Raw genomic sequence first — 24338 nt, 5'->3', positions numbered from 1 at the left:
CTAAAATGATTGCCGCCACAACTTGGCGGCAAAGACAAAGAGAATCAGCCACTAATAATATTCTTACCTGCAGCTTTCGAGCTATAGAGCATTCTGTCGGCTCGAAGTAATAATTGCTCCTGCGCCTCATTCACTTCCAACTCAACCACACCTAGGCTCATTGTCACATTTATATTGCCATCAACTGGCATTATCTCAATAAGCTTCCTGATTTTCTCAGCAATACTTCTAGCTTCAGCTAATTGTGTATTAGGTAAGACAACCATAAACTCATCGCCTCCCCATCGGCCTAAAATATCAACCTCTCTAATATTATTCCTAATCACATCAACGATATGTGTCAGGGCTAAATCCCCTACAGAATGGCCGTATCTGTCATTAATTGATTTGAAATCATCTAAATCCAGTGAGAGTAATGACAAAGGTTGACAAAAACGCTTAGCACGGTGATATTCATGCTTAAGTACTTTCTCTAGCAAATAACGATTGGCGGCTGAAGTTAATACATCCGTTTCTGAAAGAATCTTTTTGATATCTAATTGCTGTTTCAATTGAAAATTAGTTTCACGTAGCTCAGCAGTTCGTTCCTCGACCAATGCCTCCAACGATTTATTCTTTAATTCTAATTTTTCAAGAAGATGCTTTCTATCATGAATATTCCGATGAGCGCCTATCATCCTTGATACCGAACCATCAAGGTTACGTTCGACCACCTTGCCACGATCCTCAATCCAAATATAATCGCCATTATGGGTGCGGCAACGATATTCTGTTTGGTATCTCTCGGCCTGATTATTAATATAAGCATCAAACTGAAACATTACCCTTTCGAAATCTTCCGGGTGGATAATTTTCTCCCAAGTATGTACTGTATTTTCAAAAGCATGGGCCGGATAGCCAAGCATTTCATACCAACCCGTATTACGGTAAACAAATCCCGTATTTGCATTCCAATCCCAGATACCATCACTTATCACTTCAAGAATTTCATGAACAACGCGCTCGTTTAAATCGGCAATCTTAATTTTCTGATCACTTTGATTTTGGCTCATTGAACTACCCTGCTGTGTAGTAAATTAAAAGGCAGAAATAAATTTGTTTAATTATTGTTTTAATATTGTGAATTAACGTTTTTGTGCAGGCAAGGGTTTTTTAAGCTTTAAATTTGACTTTAAAAGAACATAAATGCATTAAAAACAGGTTGAATTTACATTAACACGTTAGCATTCAATCACCTACTTTCTATACTGTTATCTGCTTTAGTTATTTAGTATAAGATATTTTTATGAATAACAAGTGATCAACTAACACTCTTTTATAGAAAGAGATAAAATTAATAAAAAAGGCATGATTCTCTGCTGATTACACTATTTTTTCTGGCTAGTCTTTATTTTATAGCGAATAAAAAAGCCCGCGATCACTCGCGGGCCTTATTATTAAGCATCAACTAGCAGAAATAGCTGCTTCTGATCTTATTTCTGGTATTTACGCATAACCAACGTGGCGTTAGTCCCGCCGAAACCAAAGCTGTTAGACATAACAGTTGTCAGTTCACGTTTAGTTGGCTCAGTGATGATATTCATCCCTGCAGCCTGCTCATCCAGATTTTCAATATTGATACTTGGTGCAATAAAGCCGTGTTCAACCATTAACAGGCTAAAGATAGCTTCGTGCACACCTGCGGCCCCTAAAGAGTGGCCGGTCATCGCTTTAGTTGAAGAGATAGCCGGGGTGTTGTTACCAAACACTTCGCGAATCGCGCCCAACTCTTTCACATCACCAACCGGGGTAGAAGTGCCGTGTACGTTCATGTAATCGATTGGGGTATCAACACCTTGCATTGCCATTTGCATGCAACGCACCGCGCCTTCACCTGATGGAGCCACCATATCAGCACCATCTGAGGTTGCGCCGTAGCCAACAATCTCAGCATAGATATGTGCACCACGGGCCAGAGCATGCTCAAGCTCTTCAACCACGACCATACCGCCGCCGCCGGCAATAACAAAACCATCACGGTCTTGATCATAGGTACGGGAAGCTTTAGTCGGGGTTTCATTGTATTTGGTAGACAATGCGCCCATTGCATCAAACTCACAGGCCATTTCCCAACACAGCTCTTCACCGCCGCCGGCAAACACAACGTCTTGCTTGCCCAGTTGGATCAGTTCCAAAGCATGGCCAATACAGTGTGCGGATGTGGCACAAGCTGAGCTGATTGAGTAGTTAACACCTTTGATTTTAAACGGTGTTGCCAGACAAGCGGATACACCGGATGCCATAGCTTTAGTCACCATATAAGGACCAACGCCTTTCAGACCACGCGGGGTACGCATAGCATCGGAGCCAGCCACCTGGTTGCGGGGAGAACCACCACCGGAACCGACAACCAGCCCACTGCGGAAATTAGAGACTTGCTCAGGCGCCAAACCAGAGTCTGTAATCGCTTCTTGCATCGCAAGATAAGCATAAATTGAGGCGTCGCTCATAAAACGCAGCACTTTGCGGTCAATCAGATCTTTTGGCTCTGACGCGAGCTTCACATCGCCCCATACATGGCTGCGCATACCTGCGTCTTTAAATTCCTGAGCGAAAGTAATGCCAGAGCGACCTTCCTGCAAAGATGCCAGAACTTCCTGCTGGTTATTACCAATGCTGGAGACAATACCCAAGCCAGTAATTACTGCACGCTTCATTCAATACCTCTTCCACTTATTTTACATTCGGGATTTTGCAACGCACTTTAGCGTACAGTTGTACGCCGAACAAGTCCGATCAGCGTAATATACCCAGATAATTTTACGATTTGCACGCGGCGGGTCACATAGTTAGAATCGCCCTACCCCTTGAGATACGAGTCTTTAAACGTGAGTAATCCCCCAATCCAAACGGCAACCTTGAGCTGGAATGAACAAGGTACACCTGTATCGGAACAGTTTGATGACATCTATTTTTCCAATGAAGATGGGCTGGAGGAGACTCACTACGTTTTTCTTAAGGGAAATGGCTTCCCCGAGCGCTTTGTTCAACACCCGCGCGAAAACTGCATTTTTGCCGAAACCGGCTTCGGTACGGGATTGAATTTCCTGACATTATGGCGTGACTTCGCCCAGTTTAAGCAACAGCACCCCACCGCAAAACTCCAGCGATTACATTATATTAGCTTTGAAAAATACCCGCTTCAGACCGCCGATTTAGCCGCGGCCCACAACCGCTGGCCGGAATTGGCCGCTTTTGCTGAGCAGTTGCGAGCGCAGTGGCCATTACCCCTTGCGGGGTGCCATCGTCTATTGCTGGCCGAGGGCGCCATCACTCTCGATTTGTGGTTTGGTGATGTCAACACTCTGCTGCCTCAGTTGGATGCCAGTCTGAATAATCAAGTCGATGCCTGGTTTCTTGATGGTTTTGCTCCGGCTAAAAACCCGGATATGTGGAATGATACTCTGTTCAATGCCATGGCCCGCATGGCAAGAGCCGGGGGGACATTTGCCACCTTTACTGCCGCCGGATTTGTTCGTCGCGGGTTGCAGCAGGCTGGGTTTGAGGTGGCGAAAGTCAAAGGTTTCGGGCAAAAACGAGAAATGCTGACGGGTGTTTTGCCGCAAAATCTCACTGCCCAATCAGTACCTTGGTATCACCGGCCCACAGCGACTCATTGCGATGATATCGCGATTATCGGTGGTGGGGTTGCCAGTGCGCTGAGCGCTTTGGCCCTGTTACGCCGTGGTGCCAAGGTGACACTTTATTGTGCCGACGCGCAACCGGCACAAGGGGCATCAGGTAACCGACAAGGTGCCCTCTACCCACTGCTAAACGGTAAAAATGATGCGCTGGAAACCTTTTTCACCAGTGCCTTTACCTTTGCTCGCCGTCAATACGATCAGTTAATTGAGCAAGGTATCAACTTTGACCATCAGTGGTGCGGCGTCAGCCAATTGGCGTTTGACGATAAAAGCCGGGGCAAGATTGATAAGATGCTGCAAATAGACTGGCCGCAACCACTCGCCGAAGCCATGAGCCGTGAACAACTCAGTGCACTCGCAGGATTGGATTGTGCCCACGACGGCATTCACTATCCGGCGGGTGGCTGGCTTTGTCCATCAGACCTTACCCTCGCGCTCATCGCTCTAGCTCAACAAAATGGCATGACCTGCCATTATCAGCATGAATTGCGTCAATTAGAGCGCATTGACGGACTGTGGCAGTTAACTTTCCAGCAACCACTGGCTGCCAAACAGCATGCCACTGTCGTGCTTGCTACCGGCCATCGTTTGCCTGAGTGGGAGCAAACTCGCCATCTGCCGCTGTCTGCGGTGCGTGGGCAGGTTTCGCATATTCCCACCACGCCAGTACTTAGCCAGTTGCGCCAGGTACTTTGCTATGACGGTTATCTGACCCCTGTGAACCCAGCCAATCAGCATCATTGTATTGGTGCCAGCTATCAGCGCAACGATATCAGCACCGATTTTCGCGCGGATGAACAGCAAGAGAACCGGGATCGCTTGCTACGTTGCCTGCCAGAAGTGAGTTGGCCGCAGCAGGTTGATATCAGTAATAATCAGGCACGTTGTGGTGTGCGATGTGCTATCCGCGACCATTTACCGATGATAGGGGCGGTGCCCGATTACGCCGCCACGCTGGCACAATATCAGGATTTGCCGCGTAAAATTCTGCAAGGCGAAGAAATAGCATTCGCACCCGTGTGGCCAGAGCTGTTTATGGTGGGGGCGCTAGGCTCACGCGGTTTATGTAGCGCGCCACTGGTGGCTGAAATTCTGGCGGCACAGATGTTTGGTGAGCCATTGCCATTGGATGCAACAACACTGGCCGCACTCAATCCTAACCGCTTTTGGGTACGAAAATTACTGAAAGGTAAGCCGGTACAACATCGTGCTCCGGCAGCCTCTGAGGCAAACGTCAGTCAGTGATTCGAGTCAGTGAACGCCGCTAACAACCCTGCGGCTTCAAGGACGAAGGGGATTTTGGGCTTGTTCTAGTAATCTATCCCACAAACCCAAAACTAACACCTGATCCGGTGGCGATAATTCACCCGCTTTGATTGCCTTGTCCAAACTGTGCTGAACACGCGCATGTAATTGCTCGGCGGAAGTCTCTCCATGCTCTTCGGATTCGGCCACTGCTAGTGTCAGATGGCCACGCAGATAGCCACCAGCAAATAAATCATCATCACTGGCATACTCTACCATGTCGTCGATTTGCGCTAAAATATGCGTTTCGAACTCTTCAATCATCACTCTTCCTATTTGTATGCATTTTATATCCAAAGTTATTGACGTTGCAGTTAGGCAGCCAACCCACTCTTACTCAAGTTCTTGATTCGGCTCAGAGAGTGCGGCTAGCAACCCTGCAACTTCAATGACGCTGGATAGCGTTTAAACTCAATCTTCCGGGTAAGGGAAAAGTTCTGGTGCCAGCGGCGGCGTATTGTAGAACGACTGTAGCGCCTGAATAAAGCCCGCAGGTCGTGGGGATATTCCGTTTTCCAAATGCCACAGCACCTGCTCACGGACTTTACGCTGGAATGTTATCCGGTCAGGCTCACAATCGCCCTCCAGATTGTCGCAACTGACATTGAACGGGAAACCGGCCGCGACACAAAACATCCACTCCAATGCCTGAGGTTTTATCTCGACGACTTCAAACTGGCTCTGGGTTAATGCGTCACGCCCATCAGGGCAATACCAATAGCCAAAATCCACCAGTTTGCGCCGCTCTTCACCGGCAATACACCAATGGGAAATTTCATGCATTGCACTGGCATAATAGCCATGCGCAAAAATGATCCGATGATAAGCAAACTGATCGTCGGCGGGCAGGTAGATAGGTTCGTCATCACCTTTTACCAATCGGGTATTAAATTCATCACTGAAACAACTATTAAAAATGTCGATTAATTGCTGATAATCATGAGTCATGCTTGGGTCCGTAAGAGCGGTATCAACAAGGGGATGCGATTTCACTGCGGCCCTAGATACCTTAAGTTATGCGAAAACGTGTAATCCTAGCCAGGAGGAGATCTCGGTACCGTGGCTGTCGTACAGCAGCTTGCAGCTCATTACGAATGACACCACGACAATCATTGGACGAATTAATTTCTGGCCTTTGGTCAAGACCATATGTGCGCCCAGACGTGCACCCAGAACTTGCCCCACCAGCATCACTAGCCCAATACTCCACACCACTTTACCGCCAACGATAAAGAAGATCAGGCTACCTAAATTGGAGGTAAAATTAAGGACTTTAGCGTGAGCTGTAGATTTGGCCAGATTGAAGCCGCACAGTGTCACGAAAGCCAATGCATAGAATGAACCAGCACCAGGGCCAAAGAAACCATCGTAGAAACCCACACCGCCGCCCGCAATCAAAGCGAATGGCAAAGCCGACAAACGTCGCTGCTGATCAACTTCGCCAAGCTTGGGGGTCACCAGAAAATAGACGCCAATACCAATCACCAGCAGCGGCAATATTTGCCGCAACAGGTCTGCACGCATATGCTGGACCAAAATAGCGCCCAACATCGACCCGACCACAGTTAGCGCAATGGTCAGCCTTTGCTCCTTTAGATTCACCGCCCCGCGGCGAATAAAATAGAGGCTGGCAGAGAATGACCCACCAACGGATTGCAGCTTATTAGTGGCTAATACCTGTGCGGGAGGTAACCCCACAGCCAAGAGCGCCGGAACAGTCAGTAACCCGCCGCCGCCAGCAATAGAATCAATAAACCCGGCGAGCAAAGCGATTAAAAACAGTATCCCCAAAACCGCAGGACCAAGGGCAAACCAATCCATGATTTATTCCGCAGCGAAATGATTATCCAGCAAAGCCTGACAGGAAGGCGGCAATGGTGGCGGTAAGGTTTTGCCCGGTTTAGCACTTGGCTGATGAGGCTGGAACCAACTTTCTAATTCTGCACCACAGCCATCACCGGGTGGTGGTGTATCTTGATCCAAACATTCCAGACTATCTGCCGGGCAACGTAAACGCACATGCATATGGGCACGATGACCAAACCATGGGCGCACTTTATGCAGCCAGTTGCGATCCGCCCCCGCATCCAGACAAAGCTGTTTTTTAATCGCTGGATTGACGAAGATACGTGTCACTTCATTATCATTGGCTGCCAGTTTAATTAAGCTTTCAATTTGTGGTTGCCACAATACAGGGGCCACACTTTTACTGTCGGCTGTAACCAAATCAATCGGTTGCGGTTTTAGCAGTTGCTGCTGACTCCATCGCTGTTGTGGTAGTTGTAGCCATATATCCACATCCAGCCCCGACTGATGGCTGGCATGTCCGCTGCTAAAGCGCCCGCCAGCAGGCATTGCCATATCGCCAATCAATACCGTCCCTAACTTGTTTTGCTGGGCTTTTGCACCTAGGCGGTGAATAAAGTTCAATAAATCAGGATGACCAAAATAGCGGCGCTGATCTGCTCGCATCACCTGATAATCTGCTGACTCCAGCGGCAAAGGCATGGCGCCAATCACACAACCATTGGCGAAACCACCAATGGCCTGCGGAGAACCCGCCACCGGGTGTGTAATCTGCTGCCAAGGTGTCGCTGCCATGGTTGGGCCGACGGCAATCAGTGCCGCCAAGGTCACGGCCTTCACAATCCACTTGTTCATTGTGTCTACCAGCGCGGAACGTCAGAAACGACATCACCACACTGAGCACGCTGGCGCAGCAAGTGATCCATTAATACAATCGCCATCATCGCTTCAGCAATCGGGACTGCACGGATGCCAACACAAGGATCATGGCGGCCACGGGTAATCATCTCAACCGCTTCGCCCTGCCGGTTAATAGTTTGCCCTGGTACCGTAATACTGGAGGTCGGTTTTAGTGCAATATGTGCCACTATCGGTTGCCCGCTACTGATACCGCCAAGAATGCCGCCCGCATGATTACTTTGGAAACCTTGCGGAGTAATTTCATCACGATTTTCACTGCCACGTTTGGTTATCACCGCAAAACCATCACCGATTTCCACCCCTTTCACCGCATTGATACTCATCAGCGCATGGGCCAAATCAGCATCTAAACGGTCGAATACCGGCTCGCCTAACCCTACTGGCACATGTTCAGCAACCACGGTGATTTTGGCACCAATCGAGTCACCGGCCTTTTTCAGCTCACGCATCAAGGCATCCAGTGGCTCCAGTTTACTGGCATCTGGGCAGAAGAATGGATTTTGCTCAACCAAATCCCAGTCGATCAAATCACAACTGATATCACCGATTTGTGCCAGATAGCCACGTACCTGCACACCAAATTTTTGAGCCAAATATTTTTTAGCAATGGCGCCAGCAGCAACCCGCATTGCGGTTTCACGGGCAGAAGAGCGGCCACCACCACGGTAATCACGCACCCCATATTTCTGTTCGTAGGTGTAATCTGCATGACCTGGGCGAAACACATCTTTAATAGCGCTGTAATCTTGTGAACGCTGGTCAGTATTTTCGATCATCAAGCCGATACTGGTCCCGGTGGTAACCCCTTCAAATACACCCGATAAAATACGCACCTGATCCGGCTCACGACGTTGAGTGGTGTAGCGCGAGGTACCTGGGCGGCGTCTGTCGAGATCCAGTTGAATATCCGCTTCAGTGATAGGGATGCCCGGTGGGACGCCATCGATAATACACCCCAGGGCAATGCCGTGAGATTCACCAAAAGTGGTGACGCGGAAAAACTGCCCAATACTGTTCCCAGCCATCACGGTTCCTCTAAGTCATTAAGTTCGCTGCCAGCATAATATTAATCGGCTGGCAGTTTTAAAAGTGATGATTAATCACGATACATTCTGAAATGGGATGCACAGTCAATAAGTTGCTGTTTAGTCAGCATAAAGACACCATCACCGCCATTGTCAAATTCCAACCAAATGAACGGCACATCTGGGTACTCATCCATCAAATGCACCATGCTGTTGCCCACTTCGCAAATCAGCACGCCGTCATCTTGTAAGAAATCAGGTGCACAAGCCAGAATTCGACGTGCCAGCTTCAGGCCATCACTGCCCGCGGCCAGGCCCAGCTCAGGCTCAAAGCGAAATTCTTGCGGCAAGTCGGCCATATCTTCAGCATCAACATAAGGTGGGTTCGTGACAATCAGGTCATATTTGATTGGCGGCAAATCGCGGAACAGATCAGAACGAATTGGCGTAACCTGATGCTCCATGCCGTGCTGCTGAATATTATGCTCAGTCACTGCCAGCACGTCGTTAGAGATATCAACGGCATCCACTTCAGCTTCCGGGAAAGCATAGGCGCAAGCAATCGCAATACAACCACTGCCGGTACACATGTCCAGAATATGCTTAGGTTGATGGCGAATAAGCCCATCAAAACGGTTGTTGATCAATTCACCAATCGGTGAACGTGGCACCAGCACGCGCTCATCGACATAATATTCCATGCCACAGAACCAAGCTTTGTTGGTCAAATAAGCCACTGGAATACGTTCATTAACACGGCGAATAACCCGCTCAACAATGCGGTGGCGCTCACTGGACGTCAGACGCGCATTGCGCATATCTTCTGGAATATCAATCGGCAAGAATAGGCTTGGGAAAACCAACTGCACCGCTTCGTCCCACGGATTATCAGTACCGTGACCATAAAAAATATTGGCCGCGTTAAAACGGCTGACTGCCCAGCGCAGCATATCCTGAATGGTGTGCAGCTCATTTACTGCTTCATCGACGAAAATCTTGTCCAAGGTATTCTCCAGCGGGTGCGTAAAATCATTATCTATCTACCTAGTTTGCCATGAAGCCCGCCACAAATCAGCAGCAATACATCAGTTGCACAATAACCAAATAATGAAAGACGCATTTAAGTGATTAATCTCTGGTGGACATTAGGTAAACTGGGGGAAATAAATAAGCACAATGAATAGACGATGAAAAATAAATATCACCTGACAACGGATGAACTACAGCTGTTTAAAGAGTCGATCGCTGGGGCGAAAAAGCTGAAACAAGACACGATTGTTCATCGTGCGCCGCCTAAACTCGGCAAAAAAATGGCCCCCGAGCGATTGCTGCAAGAGCAGGTCGATGCCAGTTATTATTTTTCTGATGAATTCCAGCCACAATTGGATACTGAAGGCCCGACACGCTATGTGCGGCCCGGCGTTGACCATTTTGAAGTTAAAAAACTGCGTCGTGGTGACTACTCGCCCGATATGTTTTTGGATTTGCACGGATTAACCCAAAAACAAGCTAAACAAGAATTGGGGGCGCTGATTGCAGCCTGCAAACGTGAGCATGTGCATTGTGCCTGTGTCATGCATGGTCACGGCAAACATGTGTTAAAACAACAAACACCACTGTGGCTGGCGCAACACCCCGATGTACTCGCATTCCATCAAGCCCCTAAAGAGTGGGGGGGCACGGCGGCATTATTGGTATTAATTGAGTTAGCTGAATGAGTTAGATTTATTTTTGTATTTTAGGCTATAGCTTCATTTTGTTACTGCCTCTTAGCGCTGCGCGATTATCTCTGTTCATTGATCTAGCTTGAGTGCAATAGCACTATTCGGCACTGAAAATGAACCACAGGCAGCCTCTGCTACTGCAATTTCACTGTAATCGTCAGGCCGTTAGGTCATTGTATCCTAGCGACAACCTAGACTTACTTAGTCTTCGTCAAACGCTTCAGTAACGTCATTGAAGAGTGGCAACTTGCTTCAGGGCTAGTCAGTGTAATCAAAAAGGGCGCAATAGAAATTGCGCCCTTATCGGTTCATATTGATATGCTATGAATCAGCCGTGGCAAGCCTTTGCCAGAAGCTGTGTCGGACTCACCTGCCAGTCAAATGTCCCCTTGCCGGTCTCGCCATTCAAATCAACACAAGCAATTGCTGAAGTCGCAAACATTGGCGGACATTGCCCCGGACAAAGTTCAGCCACCAGATACCCAACCAGTGGCAAGTGCGAGATAACCAGCACTGCAGCACAATCTTCTTTAGCCAGCGCCTGCAAATAACAGCTGACAAAAGCGGCATCCCCACCGGGCGTCAATTCTGGCATCACTTCTTGCTGTGGCGGAAGTGGCATCACTTCGCGCACCACTTCCAATGTTTGCCCTGCACGTAAATAGGGGCTGACCAGAACCTGATCAACATCGACTGACTGGTCATTTAGCCAGCTTGCTATCTGACGTGATTCATCCTGACCACACAGAGTTAGAGGCCTTTGCGCATCACTCGCTGCGTCAAGAGCCGCGTCACCGTGACGCATAATGAAAACTTGCATATTGCACCGTTTTTGTTAACAAAATAACGCTATACAGAAACGCTTTGCGTGCTGTACCGCCGAAACCTTTGCCCGAGAGCAAAGAAACTTCATAACGATAACGCGCCGTCTCTCTATGGCGGCCGGGCATTTTGCCTGAAACTTAAGGTAAAGAAAATGGCTGTTTTTTACACCAAGCTACTAACAGCCGCCCCTGATTGGTTACAAATTAACCATATCAATAGCTTAATCTAAATTCTATCACCTGCACAATAAGTGGCTATGAATTCATTCTGGCACGAATAGTCACACAGTGTGATTCTGGTTTAAGGTAGCGCGGCTTGTCCCCGCTGTACAGCCACCTTATCCCTTAGAGTTGCAGGCGGTGATCCTGCTCACACTGTTAATTATAGCGTGTTGACCTGTACAAAAATGGGTGAAAAACACGCTAATAGCATTTTGGCACCACTAGCTAGTGGTGTACTCCTTACCCAGTTCCTCGTTCACTTGGCTTTCATCCGGGTAAAATTTCTGCTGTTGCTCCGCCATCGTAACCAGCCGTTGGCAAGGGGCAAAACGCTCGCCATATTTCTGCGCCAGCAAATTAAGTGTTTTCACCACTTTTTCGGCACCCAGGCTATCCATATAGCGGAAAGGCCCACCAAGGAATGGTGGAAAACCAATGCCAAACACCGCGCCAATATCACCATCTCGTGGCTGACGAATAATAGCTTCGTCAAGGCAACGCGCAGCTTCATTCAACATCATCATCGTGCAGCGCTGTGCAATTACCGCTGACTCAAGATGGGCCTTGGGTGTGACACCAAGCAAGGTATAAATGCTGGTATCAACTTGCTTACCTGGGTTTCTTTTCCATTTAAACCCCGTATTTTTAGCCGGATACAAATAGAAACCACGGCCATTTTTACGCCCTTTACGCCCATCCTTCAAGATGACATCAAATGAAGCTGGTGAGGCGAAACGAGGCCCTAATTGCTCCACCAGAATGGGCATGATCTTGGTACCGACATCAATGCCTACTTCGTCCAGCAAGGTAATCGGGCCAACTGGGAAGCCGAAATCTACTAAAGCTTTATCGACGGAATCGATAGGCTCACCATCGAGTAAGCAGCGAGCGGCCTCATTGATATAAGGCGCAAGAATACGGTTTACATAGAACCCGGCGCGATCCGCTACCACAATAGCTGTTTTCCCTTGTTTACGCGCTAAAGCAACTGTGGTGGCAATGGTTTCTTCACTGGTTTTGGCATGAGGGATAACTTCAACCAACGGCATTTTATCCACCGGGCTGAAATAGTGCAGGCCGATAACATTCTCTGGCCGCTGTGCCTGTGCTGCAATCTGGCTTATTGGCAGTGATGATGTATTTGAGGCAAAAATAGTCTGTTCGGCAGCAAAGCGCTCAATATCCGCCACCATTTGTTGCTTCAAAGATAAATCTTCGAATACTGCTTCAACAACAATATCAACCTTGCCAAAGCCACAATAATCCGTGCTGCCGGAAATCAGCATCATCTGCCGTTGCCGTTCAGTTGGGCGCATACGTTTACTGCGCACCCTCTGGCTTAAAGCATCCCAGGTATATTTCAGTGCCTGGTTAATCCCCTGCGAATTGATATCTTTGATACGCACAGGCAGGCCAGCACGAGTGGCTGTGACATTGGCAATGCCTCCACCCATTAAGCCACCGCCTAATACCCCGACACGATGAAAAGCACGAGGTTGCGCGGCACCGCCGGTCTCTTTTTTCAATGAAGTGGTTGCAAAAAACAGACTACGTAAAGCCGCCGACTGAGGGGACATCGCCAGTTCACCAAAAGCTTTGGCTTCGGCTTCATAACCGGCGGGGCCGCCGTGATCCAACCCTTTACGTACCACGTCAATAATGCGCTCAGCGGCTGGATAATGGCCTTTGGTCTTCGCCAGCGTTTTTTTGCGCACAATGCTAAACAACAGCGCTTTACCTAGCGGACCACTGAGTAACCGCTCCTGCCATGGCAAGGTCGGCCGATCAAGCCATCCTGCTTTTGCCCGTTGGATAGCTACATCCAGCAAGATATCCTGCGGTACGATATCGTCCACCAGCCCCATTTTAAGCGCCTGACGCGCACGAATCTGCCTGCCCGTCAATATCATATCCAGCGCCTTACTCACCCCAACCAAACGCGGTAAGCGCTGTGTACCGCCCGAGCCAGGCAACAAGCCAAGCTGCACCTCCGGCAGACCCAGGACCGTTTTATCATCCAGTGAACAAATGCGGCTATGACAAGCCAGCGCCAGCTCTAGACCGCCGCCCAGACATGCCCCATGGATTGCAGCCACGACGGGTACAGGAAATGCGGCGATTTGCGCCAGGATAGATTGCCCTTTTTGTGCCAAAACACGGGCATCTTGTGCAGTACGGCAAGCCGCGATCATGGAAATATCAGCACCAGCAATAAAAGAGTCCGGCTTGCCGGAAATAATCACCAGCCCTTGCAATTGGGTCAAAGCCTGTGCTTGTTGCAGTATCTCGGCAATTTGTTGTGCAAATTCAGCCTTTAAGGTATTAACCTTATCGCCGACAACGTCGATGGTGATAACACCGATATTGTCGGGCCGAACATTGAGGGTAAATACCGAATGGGTTGGAGCCGCCATATCCATGATCACTGTTTCATCACTGCGGGTGACCTTTTCCTGGTTCATTATTCCACCTCCAAAATCATCGCGGCACCTAAGCCGCCCGCCGCACATGCTGTTGTTAACCCTAACCCACCACCGCGGCGACGCAATTCATTAAGTGTCTGAGTAATCATGCGCGCGCCGGTTGCCGCAAAGGGGTGACCATAAGCAATTGAGCCACCTAATACGTTGAATTTACTCATATCGACTTCACCAATCGCCTGACTTCGTCCCAATTTTTCACGTGCAAAACTGTCGCTGGCAAACATTTTCAAATTAGCCAAGGTTTGCGCGGCAAATGCTTCATGCATATCAATAAGAGTCAGATCAGCCAGGGTAATACCAGCGCGGTCCAGCGCCAGTGGCGTGGCATAAGAGGGGCCTAACAGCATATCTTGCCAGACATCAATGGCCGAAAATGCAAAACTGCGTAGATAGCCCAAAGGCGGTAAACCCAACTCTTTGGCCTTTGATTCACTCATCATCATCACTGCAGCCGCACCGTCGGTCAGCGGCGTACTGTTCGCCGCCGTAACACTGCCGTGTTTGCGGTCAAACGCCGGACGTAATTTGGCATATTGCGCCATGGTGGAGTCTTTACGGATATTATTATCTTCGGCGATAGCATCACGATAAGGTGGGATATAAGCCGTCATGACCTCATCTTGCAATAATCCCTGTTGCCAAGCTTGTGCCGCCATTTGATGAGAACGTAATGCTAAAGCATCTTGGTCCTCACGACTGATACCATAGGTTTTTGCCATTTGTTCGGCCGTATCCCCCATGCGTAGACCGGTTGAGTATTCGGCTACCGCTGGCGCAACAGGAAGTAAGTCGCGTAATTTTAACCGGCTGAATAACTTCAAGCGTTGGGATAAGGTTCGGGCTTTATTTACGTCAACCAAGGTTCGCGCCAGTGCTTTACTGACACCAATCGGCAAGACGGAAGAAGAGTCCGCGCCGCCGGCGATTGCTACCGTCACCGAACCGGCAATAATACTTTCTGCAACATTGGCAACGGCTTGAAAGCTGGTCGCGCAGGCACGCGAGACACTGTAAGCATCGGTATGCACACTCATGCCGGTTCCCAGCACGATTTCGCGAGCGATATTAGGCGCTTCAGGCATTTGTACCACCTGACCAAACACCAGTTGATCAATTAACTCAGGAGCAACGCCACTTCTGGCCAATAACTCACTGACCACAATTTTGCCTAAATCTACAGCGGGCACGCCATGATAAGCAGTTGCCTGCTTGGCAAAAGGGGTCCGCAGGCCGCTTACGATTGCAATGCGATCGCCCTGACGCGTCACTAGCGGTAATGGCTTACTCATAAACGCTCCTGATAAATAAAATGGCTTCTATTAAAGCATAACAAATAACAGGTCAGACCTGATCTAATGATTGTTAACTAAACATTTACATTTGGTAAACCTATAGAGCAGGAAAGTGAGAGCAGGAGCAACTTTTAGGAATAAAAAAGAGTGGGAGACTGAGCTGAAGAGCGGATAACCCGTGTGGGGATAATGAATCTAATGTAATAAATTTACGGAGGAAATAGTAACAAAAGAAACGCGAAGCAAAATGCTCCGCGTTTGATAGTGACTTAGCTTACCTAAGTAACTCAGCAGCCAGTGTAAATTAACGCAGGCCTAACTGGAAAATCATGGTTTCTGCCTGGCAGGCAAAAGTAAAATCGATAGTCAGGCGCACACCGCCTTCAGTTTCTTCTAGCTTATGCTCGATAAGACAAGGTTCGGACTCAACAGCACGTGCTTTTTCAGTCAGCATTTTCAGCATGGCTTCAGCTTCAGCACGGTTTTCGAATACACAGCTGTAGGATGCGGTGCAGTCAGTATTGTCCATTACAGTGCCAACATCTACACAACAGCAAGCCGCAGTTTCTTCAGCACTACAGCGATTAATTGCATCTGACATCTTCAATTCTCCTCAACGGATATTTCAAAATAGGTGCAAATTGCCTATCTAGTAGCGCAAACAGCACAAAAATAAGGCATAAAACCAAAATATTTTCTCTATCCCTTATTTTACTCTCGTCGGTCACTTGGAACTAGGACTTACTGTTTAAAGGCCTATTTAGTGATGGAAATCACAGTCAAATTGTTTGTTCGCTAATCAATATTGTATCAGTTGATACTAAATTGTGAGTTTTTTGTTAACTGTGTCTATTTTTTGCAATCAAAACTGAACAAATCCTAAAACATACTTGCAACACTGCTACAGGTCGGACCTATACTTCAGCCACTGGTCTGCTTTGTCTGACCGATAACGGACTCTACAATCCCGCATTCTCTTGTTACGGTATGTAACATTAATTAAAACAATGAGGTTTTGGTCATGAACCAGAAAAACCTGTTTACCCGATCAGCTCTGGCAGCTGCAGTAGCATTAATCTCTTCAAACGTTTCTGCGGCCGGTTTCCAGTTGAATGAATATTCAGCTGCTGCATTGGGCCGCTCTTTCTCTGGTGAAGGCGCTGTTGCTGACAATGCTTCTGTTGGTAGCCGCAACCCCGCCGCAATGACTCTGTTTGACCGCCCGTCCTTCTCTGGTGGCTTCGTTTATGTTGACCCAGATGTTGATATCAGCGGGACATCGCCAAGTGGCAAAAGTACTAATGCCAAAAATATCGCGCCATCCGAGTGGATCCCGAATATTCACTTTATTATGCCGCTAAATGAGCAATGGGCAATCGGTGCCTCTGGCACTTCAAACTACGGTTTGGCGACCGAGTTTAATGATGACTATGTTGCCGGTTCTTTGGGTGGCGAGACTGACCTGAAAACTGCAAACCTCAATCTGAGTACCGCTTATCGTCTGAATGAAAACTTCAGCTTCGGTCTGGGCTTCAATGCGGTTTATGCCGATGCGAAAATTGTACGACATATCGGTGAAGCGGGTCGTGGAGTTATACCAAACAGTACCGAAGTGACCCGCATGGAAGGGACAAAGTGGGGCTATGGTTGGAATGCCGGCGTTCTGTATGAAGTGGATAAAGAAAACCGCTACAGCTTAACCTATCGTTCAAAAGTGAAAATCGACTTTGATGGCGATTTCAGCAGCCAGTTACCACCACCACGCGGCACCGGTGGCGCGGTTATTCCGGGTGCGTTGACTCTGAATCTACCAGAAGTGTGGGAAGTGTCCGGCTACAACCGTGTGGCACCACAGTGGGCGATTCACTACAGCATGGCCTATACCAGTTGGAGCCAGTTTAAAGAGCTGAAAGCCACCGGAACTAACGGTCAAACCCTGTTCGAGAAGCAAGAAGGCTTCAAGGATGCTTACCGTATCGCGTTGGGTACCACCTATTATTATGATGATAACTGGACATTCCGTACCGGTATCGCCTTCGATGATAGCCCGGTTCCAGCGGATAACCGCACCATTTCAATCCCAGACCAAGACCGTTTCTGGATCAGTGCGGGTACCACTTACGCCTTCAACAAAGATGCCTCAGTTGACGTTGGTATTTCCTATATGCACGGCCAGAACGTTCATATTACGGAAAAAACCCCAGCAGCATTGGGTGGTACGACCTATGAGTTCGACTCTAAAGGTACTGCACTGCTGTATGGCGTAAACTTCAACTACGCTTTCTAAGCGTCAGTATTGGCAATACTCTTGCCGACAAAAAAGCGCCTTTCGGCGCTTTTTTTTATGTTGCTATCTGAAGTCAATTATCAGTTTGCTGAATCGATACTTTCCAAGTCACCTTGGATGGCTTGAGCATTGGAATTCACTTCTGGTTTTAGCTGACCGCCACTTGCCAGGAAATCATTGCGCTGGAAATAAGCCTCTCGTACCATCAGATACGGATCTGAAGAGTTACGTAACAAACCATCGGAATCCAATAGCTGCGCACGCGTTTCAACCCCTTCGAGCACCCATTTACCTGCTGACATCCAGAAGGTTAAATAGCTCAGTACCGGATAGACGTAATCAGCCGCATTACCGCCATCTTCACGAATCGTAAAGCTGCCATAAGCGGGCAAAACAACATATGGCCCGTAGCCCACATTATAGTGACCGAGTGTAGAACCAAAACGATGAGGGACTTGCTTCGCCAGTTTCGGGTTCGCCATGCTGGCCACATCAATTAAGCCGCCCATCCCCAGAAGCGTATTCAGGAAGAAACGGTTAAAATGCTTCATGGCGTTGTACGGATCACCCACCAAGAAGCTGTTAACCATGCTGGCTGGCTCTTCAAGGTTACTCAAGAAGTTACTCGTCCCATTACGTGCCGGCTGAGGCACATAATCACGCCAGACAACCGCAACCGGGCGCACAATATAAGGGTCAAGAACCTCATAGTTGAAATTGAACATTGCCCGGTTAAAACCTTCCAATGGATCTGAGCGGCCCTGCTCCATGTGATCCGGTGAGCTACTGGCACACCCTACTAACAGTACGGTTGCAAAAGTTAGCCCGATCAGGCGGTAGTTCATATCTTTCTCCATGAAATTCTTTCCAGCCCCTTATTGTTAAGGGATCTGTTTGTTTATCTGAACATGAATAGTCTGAGGTTGCTCTTTCCCGCCAAAATTCTGCACGCCACTTTCACCAAACCAGTCACCCGACTGCGAATTGGCTGTACCATCCAGCGAGATACGTGCACGTACATTCACCTGCTGCAAAGACGAGAGCAACCGCTCCGGCATCATGGCATTACTGTCATCCAGCACCACTGATAGTGGAAACCGGCTCAACGGCAATTGTTTCACAGCAACCGGTACCGGATTTGCTCCATCCGTTACCGAGATAACCAGCATTCCCTGTTGTGGCAGCTTCTGGGCAGCATCAGATGAGAGTGAAACCTCTATTCTCAGTGTAGCTGTTTCCTGCCCTGCCTGTGATTTGGCTTGTGCAATACTGCGTTTTATCACTTCTATCCGCGAATCACCAGCAGGCAGCAATTTTAGCATAACTTCCCACGCGCCAATGGCTTGTTTAAAATCGCCCTGCTCAAAAGCATTAAAAGCTAATAAACTCATGGCGCGCAAATTGCTGTGATCCTGACCCACAATCGTTCGCAGCATCCGAGTTGCCAGTTGATTATCCTGTGGATCATTGGAGCGAGTCAGCACTTCAGCATAACCAAATCTGACATCATCATTATCGGGTGCCAACTGGTAAGCTTTAGCAAAAGCTTGTGTTGCGGTGGTAGCATTATTTAGCGCCATTCCGACCCGACCCAGTACCATCCAGTCATTAACGTTACCAGCGTCTTGCTGTAAAGAAGTCCGTAACCCCAATCCCAGACGCGCAACTTCCTCCATGGTCAGAGGCTCAGCCCGTTCATTAGCAACACGAGCACGTAATTCGGGCATTTGTGCCTCAACCTGATGCCAGGCCTGTACTTGAGATAACCCTCCTGTTTTCAGATATAGTCCCACCGAGACCACCACCAGAATCACCACTCCGGGTAATAGAGCCCAACGGTTGATCGGGCTGACCTCTTCAGATGATTGCTGTGGAATATCCGTTAACAGGTTCTGTTGCAGCTCCTGAATCAATTCAGGTTGCTGCGCGATCACACCCTGTGCCTCATCTGCTGCCAGTTCGGATAAACGGTCTTGGTAGATGGCCTTATTCAGCTCATCACGAGTCGTCACTTGGAGGTCGGTCTTTTGTCGCATCACCGGAATGACCAACAAGGCACCTGCAACCACCAGTAAAATAATCACTACTAGCCAAAAAGCCATTATGGTTGTTTCCTGTTAGTCTGTTCTTGTTGATTCCGGGTGGTTTTTTCCTCTGAAGCTAGTAGGTTTTGTAACCTTTGCTGCTCCTGAGTTGAAAGTGGGGCTTCTTTCTCTACCCGCCGTCGGGCGCGCAATACCACCGCCACCGCACCTATCAAAACAAACAATGCTGGCCCAACCCATAGAATTAGCGTGGCGGGAGTCACTGGCGGCTCATAAGTGACGAAGTTGCCGTATCGGACCACCATATAATCAATAATTTGCTGTTTGGATTTACCCTGTTGTTGCAGTTCATACACTTTGCCGCGCATATCAGCGGCAATAATGGCATTGGAATCTGCAATGCTATTGTTTTGGCACTTAGGGCAACGCAGCTGCTCGGTCAGCTCACGATACTGCTGTTCTTGCGTCACGGAGCTAAAAGTGTAGGTATCGATGGCGGCAAATGCCCCCCAGCTTAATATCAAGCCGAGAGCTAAACTAAAGAGTCTCATGCGCCCCCCTGATACTTTTTATAGAGCGGCAGAATTTCTTGCTGCCACACCCGATCATTGAGATCGCCAGCATGGCGGTAACGGATAATGCCCTGACCGTCGATCAAGAAGGTTTCCGGCGCACCATACACACCAAGATCAAGACCCAGCATGCCATCACCATCATACAAACTGAGAGCGTAAGGGTTACCTAGCGAGTTGAGCCACTGCACCGCTTTGCTGCGATCGTCTTTGTAATTTAGGCCGACTACGCGGATGCCCTGTGCTGCCAGCTTATTCAAATATTGATGCTCAGCCCGGCACGTTGGACACCAAGTCGCCCAGACGTTAAGCAGCATCGGCTGACCATCATGCAATATCGCCTGGTCAAACGTTTTCCCCGGTTGTTCCAGTGATTCCAGTTTAAAAGTCGGTACCGATTTACCAATCAGCGCCGACTCCAACATTGTCGGGTCATCGCCATTGGCATTACGGGTTAATTGCACTAAGAAAGCGATAACCAGCAGTAAAAACAGCACCAAAGGAATAAACATCAGCTTATTGAATGAAGTTTGAGGTTTCATTATTCAGCCTCCGATGCAGCGCCGCGTTTTAACTTTTTACTCATCCGATAACGCGGATCGAGCATGCAGAAAATGCCGCCAATGGCCATAAACACTCCGCCATACCAGATCCAACGGACAAAGGGCTTGTAATACAAACGTACGGCCCATGAACCATCATCCAATTCTTCACCCAAGGCAGCATAAAGATCACGGGTCAAACCACCGTCAATAGCCGCTTCGGTCATCATCGAACGGGACACTGCGTAATAGCGTTTTTCTGCATGTAAGGTGGCTTCCGGCTTGCCATTACGAGTGACATCAATAATACCGACACCGCCGGTATAGTTTGGCCCTTTAATATCGTGAACGTCGCGGAATACAAAGTGATAATCGTGGATATCTATACTATCACCGGCTTTCATGCGCACATCTCGCTCTACACTGTAATTCTGGCTAAACGCGATGCCAATCACGGTGACAGCCACCCCAAGATGCCCCAGTACCATGCCCCAATGACTACGGGAAAGGTGGCTCAAACCCCGCCAGAAACCATGGCGATGAGTAGCACGCTCGTGCAACTCCATCAAAGTCAGGATGATCACCCAGATAGCCATCATCAGCCCAACTACCGTCATACCGGCAATGGTATCTTGCAGCAACCACGGCACCCATATTGACAATAGCAAGGTGACCACCAGCGCGACACCCAAGCGCTTCCATAGCTTGCTCGGTTCATCACGACGCCAGCGCACCAGCGGCCCAATCCCCATTAATAGCGCCATCGGAGCCATTAGCCAGGTAAACATCGTATTAAAGAAGGGTTCGCCGATAGAGATACTGCCCAGCCCCAACTGTTTGTGCACCAGTGGCAGCAAAGTACCTAATAGCACCACTAGCATGGCGGCAATCAACAACACATTATTGCCGAGCAAGAAAGTCTCGCGCGAGAAAACTTCATGCTGAGTACGGCTGCGCACCTGCGCACCTTTGACGGCATACAGCAGCAACGAGCCACCGATAACAATCACCAGATAAGCCAGAATAAACATGCCGCGCGCCGGGTCAGAGGCAAAAGAGTGCACCGAAACCAGCACGCCAGAACGCACCAGGAAGGTTCCCATCAGGCATAAAGAAAATGCGGTGATTGCCAGCAATACCGTCCAGGCCTTAAAAGTCCCGCGTTTTTCGGTCACCGCCAGTGAGTGAATCAACGCGGTACCTGCCAACCAAGGCATAAAGGACGCATTTTCAACGGGATCCCAGAACCACCAACCACCCCAGCCCAGTTCATAATAAGCCCACGCCGAACCGAGCACGATGCCCATGGTCAGGAACACCCATGCGGCTTGGGTCCACGGGCGTGACCAGCGTGCCCAGGCACTGTCGAGTCGACCTGCCATCAAGGAAGCAATAGCAAATGCAAATGCCACCGAGAATCCCACGTACCCCATGTAGAGCAGAGGTGGATGGAAAATCAGCCCCACATCCTGCAACAGTGGGTTCAAATCGTTGCCATCAATCGGGAAGTCCGGCAAGGTGCGGTTAAACGGATTTGAGGTCAGGATAATAAACAGCAGGAAACCGCCAGTAATCATCCCCAGTACGGATAACACACGGGCTACCGCATCATCTGGCATGGAACGGCTAAACAGTGCCACCGCCAGTGACCAACAACTGAGCAGTAATACCCACAGCAGCAGTGACCCTTCATGCGCGCCCCATGTTGCGGCAATCCGGAAGTAAACCGGCAAATGCGAATTCGAGTTTGCCGCCACATAAGAGACAGTAAAATCATTCACTACAAACGCATAGACAAGACATATAAATGACAGCGCAATAGTGGCAAACATTCCGTAGGTCAATGGCCTACCGGTTGCCATCATCCGTGCATCCTGCCGCGCGGCGCCCCATTGCGGATATAGGCTCAGCAGTAGCGAGATAGCCAGCGCCAGACACAACAAAAAACTGCCGATTTCAGGCATCATGAGGCATTGCCCCCGCCGTTAGCACTGCTGTAGGCTTCGGCCGGGCGAGTATGGTTTTCGTTCATTGCCTCTTTCACTTCCGGTGGTGTGTAATTCTCATCATGCTTTGCCAACACTTCTTTCGCATTGATGGTATTGCCTTCGGCAAATACCCCTTGTGCGACTATGCCCTGCCCCTCACGGAACAGGTCTGGCAAAATGCCGGTGTAGGTCACGGTGACTGCGCCACGTGCATCATAAACTTTGAAGCTCATTTCCAACGTTTTATCGTCGCGTTTCACTGAGCCCGGCATCACCATGCCGCCAATACGTAAACGTTGGCCGATTTCCGGTTTCTCATGGCGTTCACCTTTGCCCTGCAAAATTTCACCTGGGGTATAAAACAGATCAATATTGGAACGTAGCGCATACAGCACCAATGTGACGGTCAGACCGATACCGATCAGCACGACCATCGCCAGATAGAGTCGGCTTTTTCTACGTGGATTCACTGTTGTTTCTCCTGCGGATGGGAGGCACTTTGGGTTTGTTTTAGCTGGGATTGATTTGCCTGCCGAATACGTTTTTCTCGAGCTTCACGACGCTGAATGTCCGCAAATAATTGCTGATGCTGCCACCGGGTATGGGCCCATAAACCCAGCAGTGATAATAATGTCACCGCAACCGCCAACCAGACATAAAAGGCGTAACCGCCCATGGCAAAAAATGCCGCCCAAGAGTTAAAGGCCGGATTCATACGCGTGGCTCCTTACGCAATAGAGCTGCAACCCACGGACGATGGCGCTCTTGCTGCAAAATCAGATTACGCAGCCGCATTAATGTCAGTGTGGCGAAGAAGAATAGATAGCCAAAAATTGCCCAACGAAGCGGGGAGCGCATACTTGGGTCAATGCTTTGCTGCATATTGGTCGAACCTTGATGCAAGGTATTCCACCATACGACAGAGAAATGAATGATGGGGATATTGACCACACCGACCAGCACCAGAATGCCCGCAGCGCGCCCGGCCAACTTGCGGTCGTCAAAAGCGTTATACAAGGCGATAACCCCCAGATAGAGGAATAACAGCACTAACTCAGAGGTCAGCCGCGCGTCCCAAATCCACCAGGTTCCCCACATAGGCTTACCCCAGGCAGAGCCAGTAACCAGTGCGATAAAGGTAAATACAGCACCCACTGGAGCCATAGCAGCCACGACGTTATCGGACATTTTCATTTGCCAGACTAAACCGACAAATGCCGCGATAGCCATCGACATATAGATACCCATCGACCAGATCGCCGCCGGAACATGCAAATAGATGATACGGAAACTATTACCCTGTTGGTAATCTGATGGGGCGAAGCCAAAGCCCCACACCCAGCCTACACTCAGGAAGATAACTGCCGTCAGGCCCAACCACGGAATAAATCGCCCACACAGTTGATAGAGTCGTTCGGGTTTAGCGAATTGATGAAACCATTTCCACATTTTTCATTGCTCACATTAAAATTGGGCCAGTATCACCACAAGTGGTCATAGCGGAGCAGGGACGGCGCACAATCTGCTGTGATCTGCGTTGGCTACCGCGTTTAAGCTTCTGAAAATCGGCACTCTTTTGACTGCTATTTTTTTGCACACACTTTTGACGGATAGCCTAT

23 protein-coding genes are annotated in these 24338 nt (G+C 48.9%); 3 read left to right on the top strand and 20 right to left on the bottom strand.

Annotated elements, in window-relative coordinates; translation table 11 throughout:
• Nucleotides 1-44 precede the first annotated feature (44 nt).
• On the bottom strand, nt 45-1052 hold the full coding sequence (locus tag DJ58_RS16520) for a sensor domain-containing diguanylate cyclase (protein WP_004708897.1): 1008 nt from the start codon (nt 1050-1052) through the stop codon (nt 45-47).
• Between the two features lie 420 nt (nt 1053-1472).
• Nucleotides 1473-2696 (bottom strand): beta-ketoacyl-ACP synthase I, encoded by a 1224-nt coding sequence (fabB, locus tag DJ58_RS16525; protein WP_004708899.1) that lies wholly within the window; start codon nt 2694-2696, stop codon nt 1473-1475.
• A 171-nt stretch (nt 2697-2867) separates the two neighbouring features.
• Between fabB and mnmC the strand changes: the two genes are divergently transcribed.
• Nucleotides 2868-4928 (top strand): bifunctional tRNA (5-methylaminomethyl-2-thiouridine)(34)-methyltransferase MnmC2/FAD-dependent 5-carboxymethylaminomethyl-2-thiouridine(34) oxidoreductase MnmC1, encoded by a 2061-nt coding sequence (mnmC, locus tag DJ58_RS16530; RefSeq protein ID WP_004708901.1) that lies wholly within the window; start codon nt 2868-2870, stop codon nt 4926-4928.
• A 36-nt stretch (nt 4929-4964) separates the two neighbouring features.
• Here the strand turns inward: mnmC and DJ58_RS16535 are convergent, their stop codons facing one another.
• From DJ58_RS16535 to prmB, 6 genes are all read right to left on the bottom strand, one after another.
• On the bottom strand, nt 4965-5252 hold the full coding sequence (locus tag DJ58_RS16535; protein WP_004708903.1) for a YfcL family protein: 288 nt from the start codon (nt 5250-5252) through the stop codon (nt 4965-4967).
• Nucleotides 5253-5399: 147 nt separating this feature from the next.
• On the bottom strand, nt 5400-5936 hold the full coding sequence (locus tag DJ58_RS16540; RefSeq protein WP_004708905.1) for an elongation factor P hydroxylase: 537 nt from the start codon (nt 5934-5936) through the stop codon (nt 5400-5402).
• A 66-nt stretch (nt 5937-6002) separates the two neighbouring features.
• A complete protein-coding gene (locus tag DJ58_RS16545) occupies nt 6003-6809 on the bottom strand; it encodes a sulfite exporter TauE/SafE family protein (RefSeq protein WP_004708907.1) in 807 nt (268 codons plus the stop codon).
• Nucleotides 6810-6812: 3 nt separating this feature from the next.
• Nucleotides 6813-7649, bottom strand: coding sequence for a penicillin-insensitive murein endopeptidase (gene mepA / locus DJ58_RS16550; protein WP_032910993.1), 837 nt, complete (start codon nt 7647-7649; stop codon nt 6813-6815).
• Between the two features lie 5 nt (nt 7650-7654).
• Nucleotides 7655-8740 (bottom strand): chorismate synthase, encoded by a 1086-nt coding sequence (gene aroC / locus DJ58_RS16555; protein ID WP_032910994.1) that lies wholly within the window; start codon nt 8738-8740, stop codon nt 7655-7657.
• A 71-nt stretch (nt 8741-8811) separates the two neighbouring features.
• Nucleotides 8812-9744 (bottom strand): 50S ribosomal protein L3 N(5)-glutamine methyltransferase, encoded by a 933-nt coding sequence (gene prmB / locus DJ58_RS16560; protein WP_004708914.1) that lies wholly within the window; start codon nt 9742-9744, stop codon nt 8812-8814.
• A 183-nt stretch (nt 9745-9927) separates the two neighbouring features.
• On the opposite strand from prmB, the gene smrB reads away from it, so the two are divergent.
• The gene (gene smrB / locus DJ58_RS16565; protein ID WP_004708916.1) at nt 9928-10458 is read left to right on the top strand and encodes an endonuclease SmrB; all 531 of its coding nucleotides are present in this window, start codon (nt 9928-9930) and stop codon (nt 10456-10458) included.
• A 334-nt stretch (nt 10459-10792) separates the two neighbouring features.
• Here the strand turns inward: smrB and sixA are convergent, their stop codons facing one another.
• The 4 genes from sixA to DJ58_RS16585 all read right to left on the bottom strand — a co-directional run bounded on the left by sixA (nt 10793) and on the right by DJ58_RS16585 (nt 15886).
• A complete protein-coding gene (gene sixA / locus DJ58_RS16570; RefSeq protein ID WP_032910995.1) occupies nt 10793-11284 on the bottom strand; it encodes a phosphohistidine phosphatase SixA in 492 nt (163 codons plus the stop codon).
• Nucleotides 11285-11731: 447 nt separating this feature from the next.
• Nucleotides 11732-13972, bottom strand: a complete 2241-nt coding sequence (fadJ, locus tag DJ58_RS16575; protein WP_004708923.1) for a fatty acid oxidation complex subunit alpha FadJ — start codon at nt 13970-13972, stop codon at nt 11732-11734.
• A complete protein-coding gene (gene fadI / locus DJ58_RS16580) occupies nt 13972-15282 on the bottom strand; it encodes an acetyl-CoA C-acyltransferase FadI (protein ID WP_032910996.1) in 1311 nt (436 codons plus the stop codon). The genes fadJ and fadI overlap by 1 nt, the downstream gene beginning before the upstream one ends.
• A 307-nt stretch (nt 15283-15589) precedes the next feature.
• Entirely contained in the window at nt 15590-15886 is a 297-nt protein-coding gene (locus DJ58_RS16585; protein ID WP_004708926.1) for a YfcZ/YiiS family protein, read from the bottom strand.
• Nucleotides 15887-16306: 420 nt separating this feature from the next.
• Here DJ58_RS16585 and fadL point away from each other — a divergent pair, with 420 nt between their 5' ends.
• Nucleotides 16307-17572, top strand: a complete 1266-nt coding sequence (gene fadL, locus DJ58_RS16590; RefSeq protein WP_004708929.1) for a long-chain fatty acid transporter FadL — start codon at nt 16307-16309, stop codon at nt 17570-17572.
• An 80-nt stretch (nt 17573-17652) separates the two neighbouring features.
• Here fadL and mlaA read toward each other — a convergent pair whose 3' ends face one another.
• Genes mlaA through DJ58_RS16630 form a run of 8 tightly spaced genes read right to left on the bottom strand, consistent with a single transcriptional unit; the run spans nt 17653 to nt 24168 of the window.
• Nucleotides 17653-18417 (bottom strand): phospholipid-binding lipoprotein MlaA, encoded by a 765-nt coding sequence (gene mlaA, locus DJ58_RS16595; protein WP_072088103.1) that lies wholly within the window; start codon nt 18415-18417, stop codon nt 17653-17655.
• A gap of 36 nt (nt 18418-18453) precedes the next feature.
• Nucleotides 18454-19674: a c-type cytochrome biogenesis protein CcmI gene (ccmI, locus tag DJ58_RS16600; protein ID WP_004708932.1), complete on the bottom strand. Its 1221-nt coding sequence runs from the start codon at nt 19672-19674 to the stop codon at nt 18454-18456.
• A complete protein-coding gene (locus DJ58_RS16605; protein ID WP_032910997.1) occupies nt 19674-20168 on the bottom strand; it encodes a cytochrome c-type biogenesis protein in 495 nt (164 codons plus the stop codon). Before DJ58_RS16605 ends, ccmI begins: the two co-directional genes overlap by 1 nt.
• Entirely contained in the window at nt 20165-20731 is a 567-nt protein-coding gene (locus DJ58_RS16610) for a DsbE family thiol:disulfide interchange protein (protein ID WP_032910998.1), read from the bottom strand. Before DJ58_RS16610 ends, DJ58_RS16605 begins: the two co-directional genes overlap by 4 nt.
• A complete protein-coding gene (locus DJ58_RS16615) occupies nt 20731-22698 on the bottom strand; it encodes a heme lyase CcmF/NrfE family subunit (RefSeq protein WP_032910999.1) in 1968 nt (655 codons plus the stop codon). The genes DJ58_RS16610 and DJ58_RS16615 overlap by 1 nt, the downstream gene beginning before the upstream one ends.
• Entirely contained in the window at nt 22695-23189 is a 495-nt protein-coding gene (gene ccmE, locus DJ58_RS16620; RefSeq protein WP_032911000.1) for a cytochrome c maturation protein CcmE, read from the bottom strand. The genes DJ58_RS16615 and ccmE overlap by 4 nt, the downstream gene beginning before the upstream one ends.
• Nucleotides 23186-23434: a heme exporter protein CcmD gene (ccmD, locus tag DJ58_RS16625; protein ID WP_032911001.1), complete on the bottom strand. Its 249-nt coding sequence runs from the start codon at nt 23432-23434 to the stop codon at nt 23186-23188. Before ccmD ends, ccmE begins: the two co-directional genes overlap by 4 nt.
• Nucleotides 23431-24168 carry a heme ABC transporter permease gene (locus tag DJ58_RS16630; protein WP_004708936.1) on the bottom strand — a complete coding sequence of 246 codons (738 nt, stop codon included), beginning with the start codon at nt 24166-24168 and terminating at the stop codon, nt 23431-23433. Before DJ58_RS16630 ends, ccmD begins: the two co-directional genes overlap by 4 nt.
• Between the last annotated feature and the right edge of the window lie 170 nt (nt 24169-24338).

The sequence above is a fragment of the Yersinia frederiksenii ATCC 33641 genome (assembly GCF_000754805.1).
In the GTDB taxonomy this organism is placed as follows: domain Bacteria; phylum Pseudomonadota; class Gammaproteobacteria; order Enterobacterales; family Enterobacteriaceae; genus Yersinia; species Yersinia frederiksenii.
The sequence above is the reverse complement of the archived record's forward strand: the minus strand, read 5'-3'. Positions and strand labels throughout refer to the sequence as shown.

Coding starts and splice junctions, on each gene's coding strand:
- fabB (WP_004708899.1), bottom strand. CDS start 2,696: ATGAAGCGTGCAGTAATTACTGGCTTGGGTATTGTCTCCAGCATTGGT.
- DJ58_RS16630 (WP_004708936.1), bottom strand. CDS start 24,168: ATGTGGAAATGGTTTCATCAATTCGCTAAACCCGAACGACTCTATCAA.
- fadI (WP_032910996.1), bottom strand. CDS start 15,282: ATGAGTAAGCCATTACCGCTAGTGACGCGTCAGGGCGATCGCATTGCA.
- DJ58_RS16585 (WP_004708926.1), bottom strand. CDS start 15,886: ATGTCAGATGCAATTAATCGCTGTAGTGCTGAAGAAACTGCGGCTTGC.
- DJ58_RS16520 (WP_004708897.1), bottom strand. CDS start 1,052: ATGAGCCAAAATCAAAGTGATCAGAAAATTAAGATTGCCGATTTAAAC.
- mlaA (WP_072088103.1), bottom strand. CDS start 18,417: ATGAACTACCGCCTGATCGGGCTAACTTTTGCAACCGTACTGTTAGTA.
- DJ58_RS16545 (WP_004708907.1), bottom strand. CDS start 6,809: ATGGATTGGTTTGCCCTTGGTCCTGCGGTTTTGGGGATACTGTTTTTA.
- DJ58_RS16535 (WP_004708903.1), bottom strand. CDS start 5,252: ATGATTGAAGAGTTCGAAACGCATATTTTAGCGCAAATCGACGACATG.
- ccmD (WP_032911001.1), bottom strand. CDS start 23,434: ATGAATCCGGCCTTTAACTCTTGGGCGGCATTTTTTGCCATGGGCGGT.
- ccmI (WP_004708932.1), bottom strand. CDS start 19,674: ATGGCTTTTTGGCTAGTAGTGATTATTTTACTGGTGGTTGCAGGTGCC.
- DJ58_RS16540 (WP_004708905.1), bottom strand. CDS start 5,936: ATGACTCATGATTATCAGCAATTAATCGACATTTTTAATAGTTGTTTC.
- DJ58_RS16615 (WP_032910999.1), bottom strand. CDS start 22,698: ATGATGCCTGAAATCGGCAGTTTTTTGTTGTGTCTGGCGCTGGCTATC.
- DJ58_RS16610 (WP_032910998.1), bottom strand. CDS start 20,731: ATGAAACCTCAAACTTCATTCAATAAGCTGATGTTTATTCCTTTGGTG.
- aroC (WP_032910994.1), bottom strand. CDS start 8,740: ATGGCTGGGAACAGTATTGGGCAGTTTTTCCGCGTCACCACTTTTGGT.
- mepA (WP_032910993.1), bottom strand. CDS start 7,649: ATGAACAAGTGGATTGTGAAGGCCGTGACCTTGGCGGCACTGATTGCC.
- DJ58_RS16605 (WP_032910997.1), bottom strand. CDS start 20,168: ATGAGACTCTTTAGTTTAGCTCTCGGCTTGATATTAAGCTGGGGGGCA.
- sixA (WP_032910995.1), bottom strand. CDS start 11,284: ATGCAAGTTTTCATTATGCGTCACGGTGACGCGGCTCTTGACGCAGCG.
- fadJ (WP_004708923.1), bottom strand. CDS start 13,972: ATGAACCAGGAAAAGGTCACCCGCAGTGATGAAACAGTGATCATGGAT.
- smrB (WP_004708916.1), top strand. CDS start 9,928: ATGAAAAATAAATATCACCTGACAACGGATGAACTACAGCTGTTTAAA.
- fadL (WP_004708929.1), top strand. CDS start 16,307: ATGAACCAGAAAAACCTGTTTACCCGATCAGCTCTGGCAGCTGCAGTA.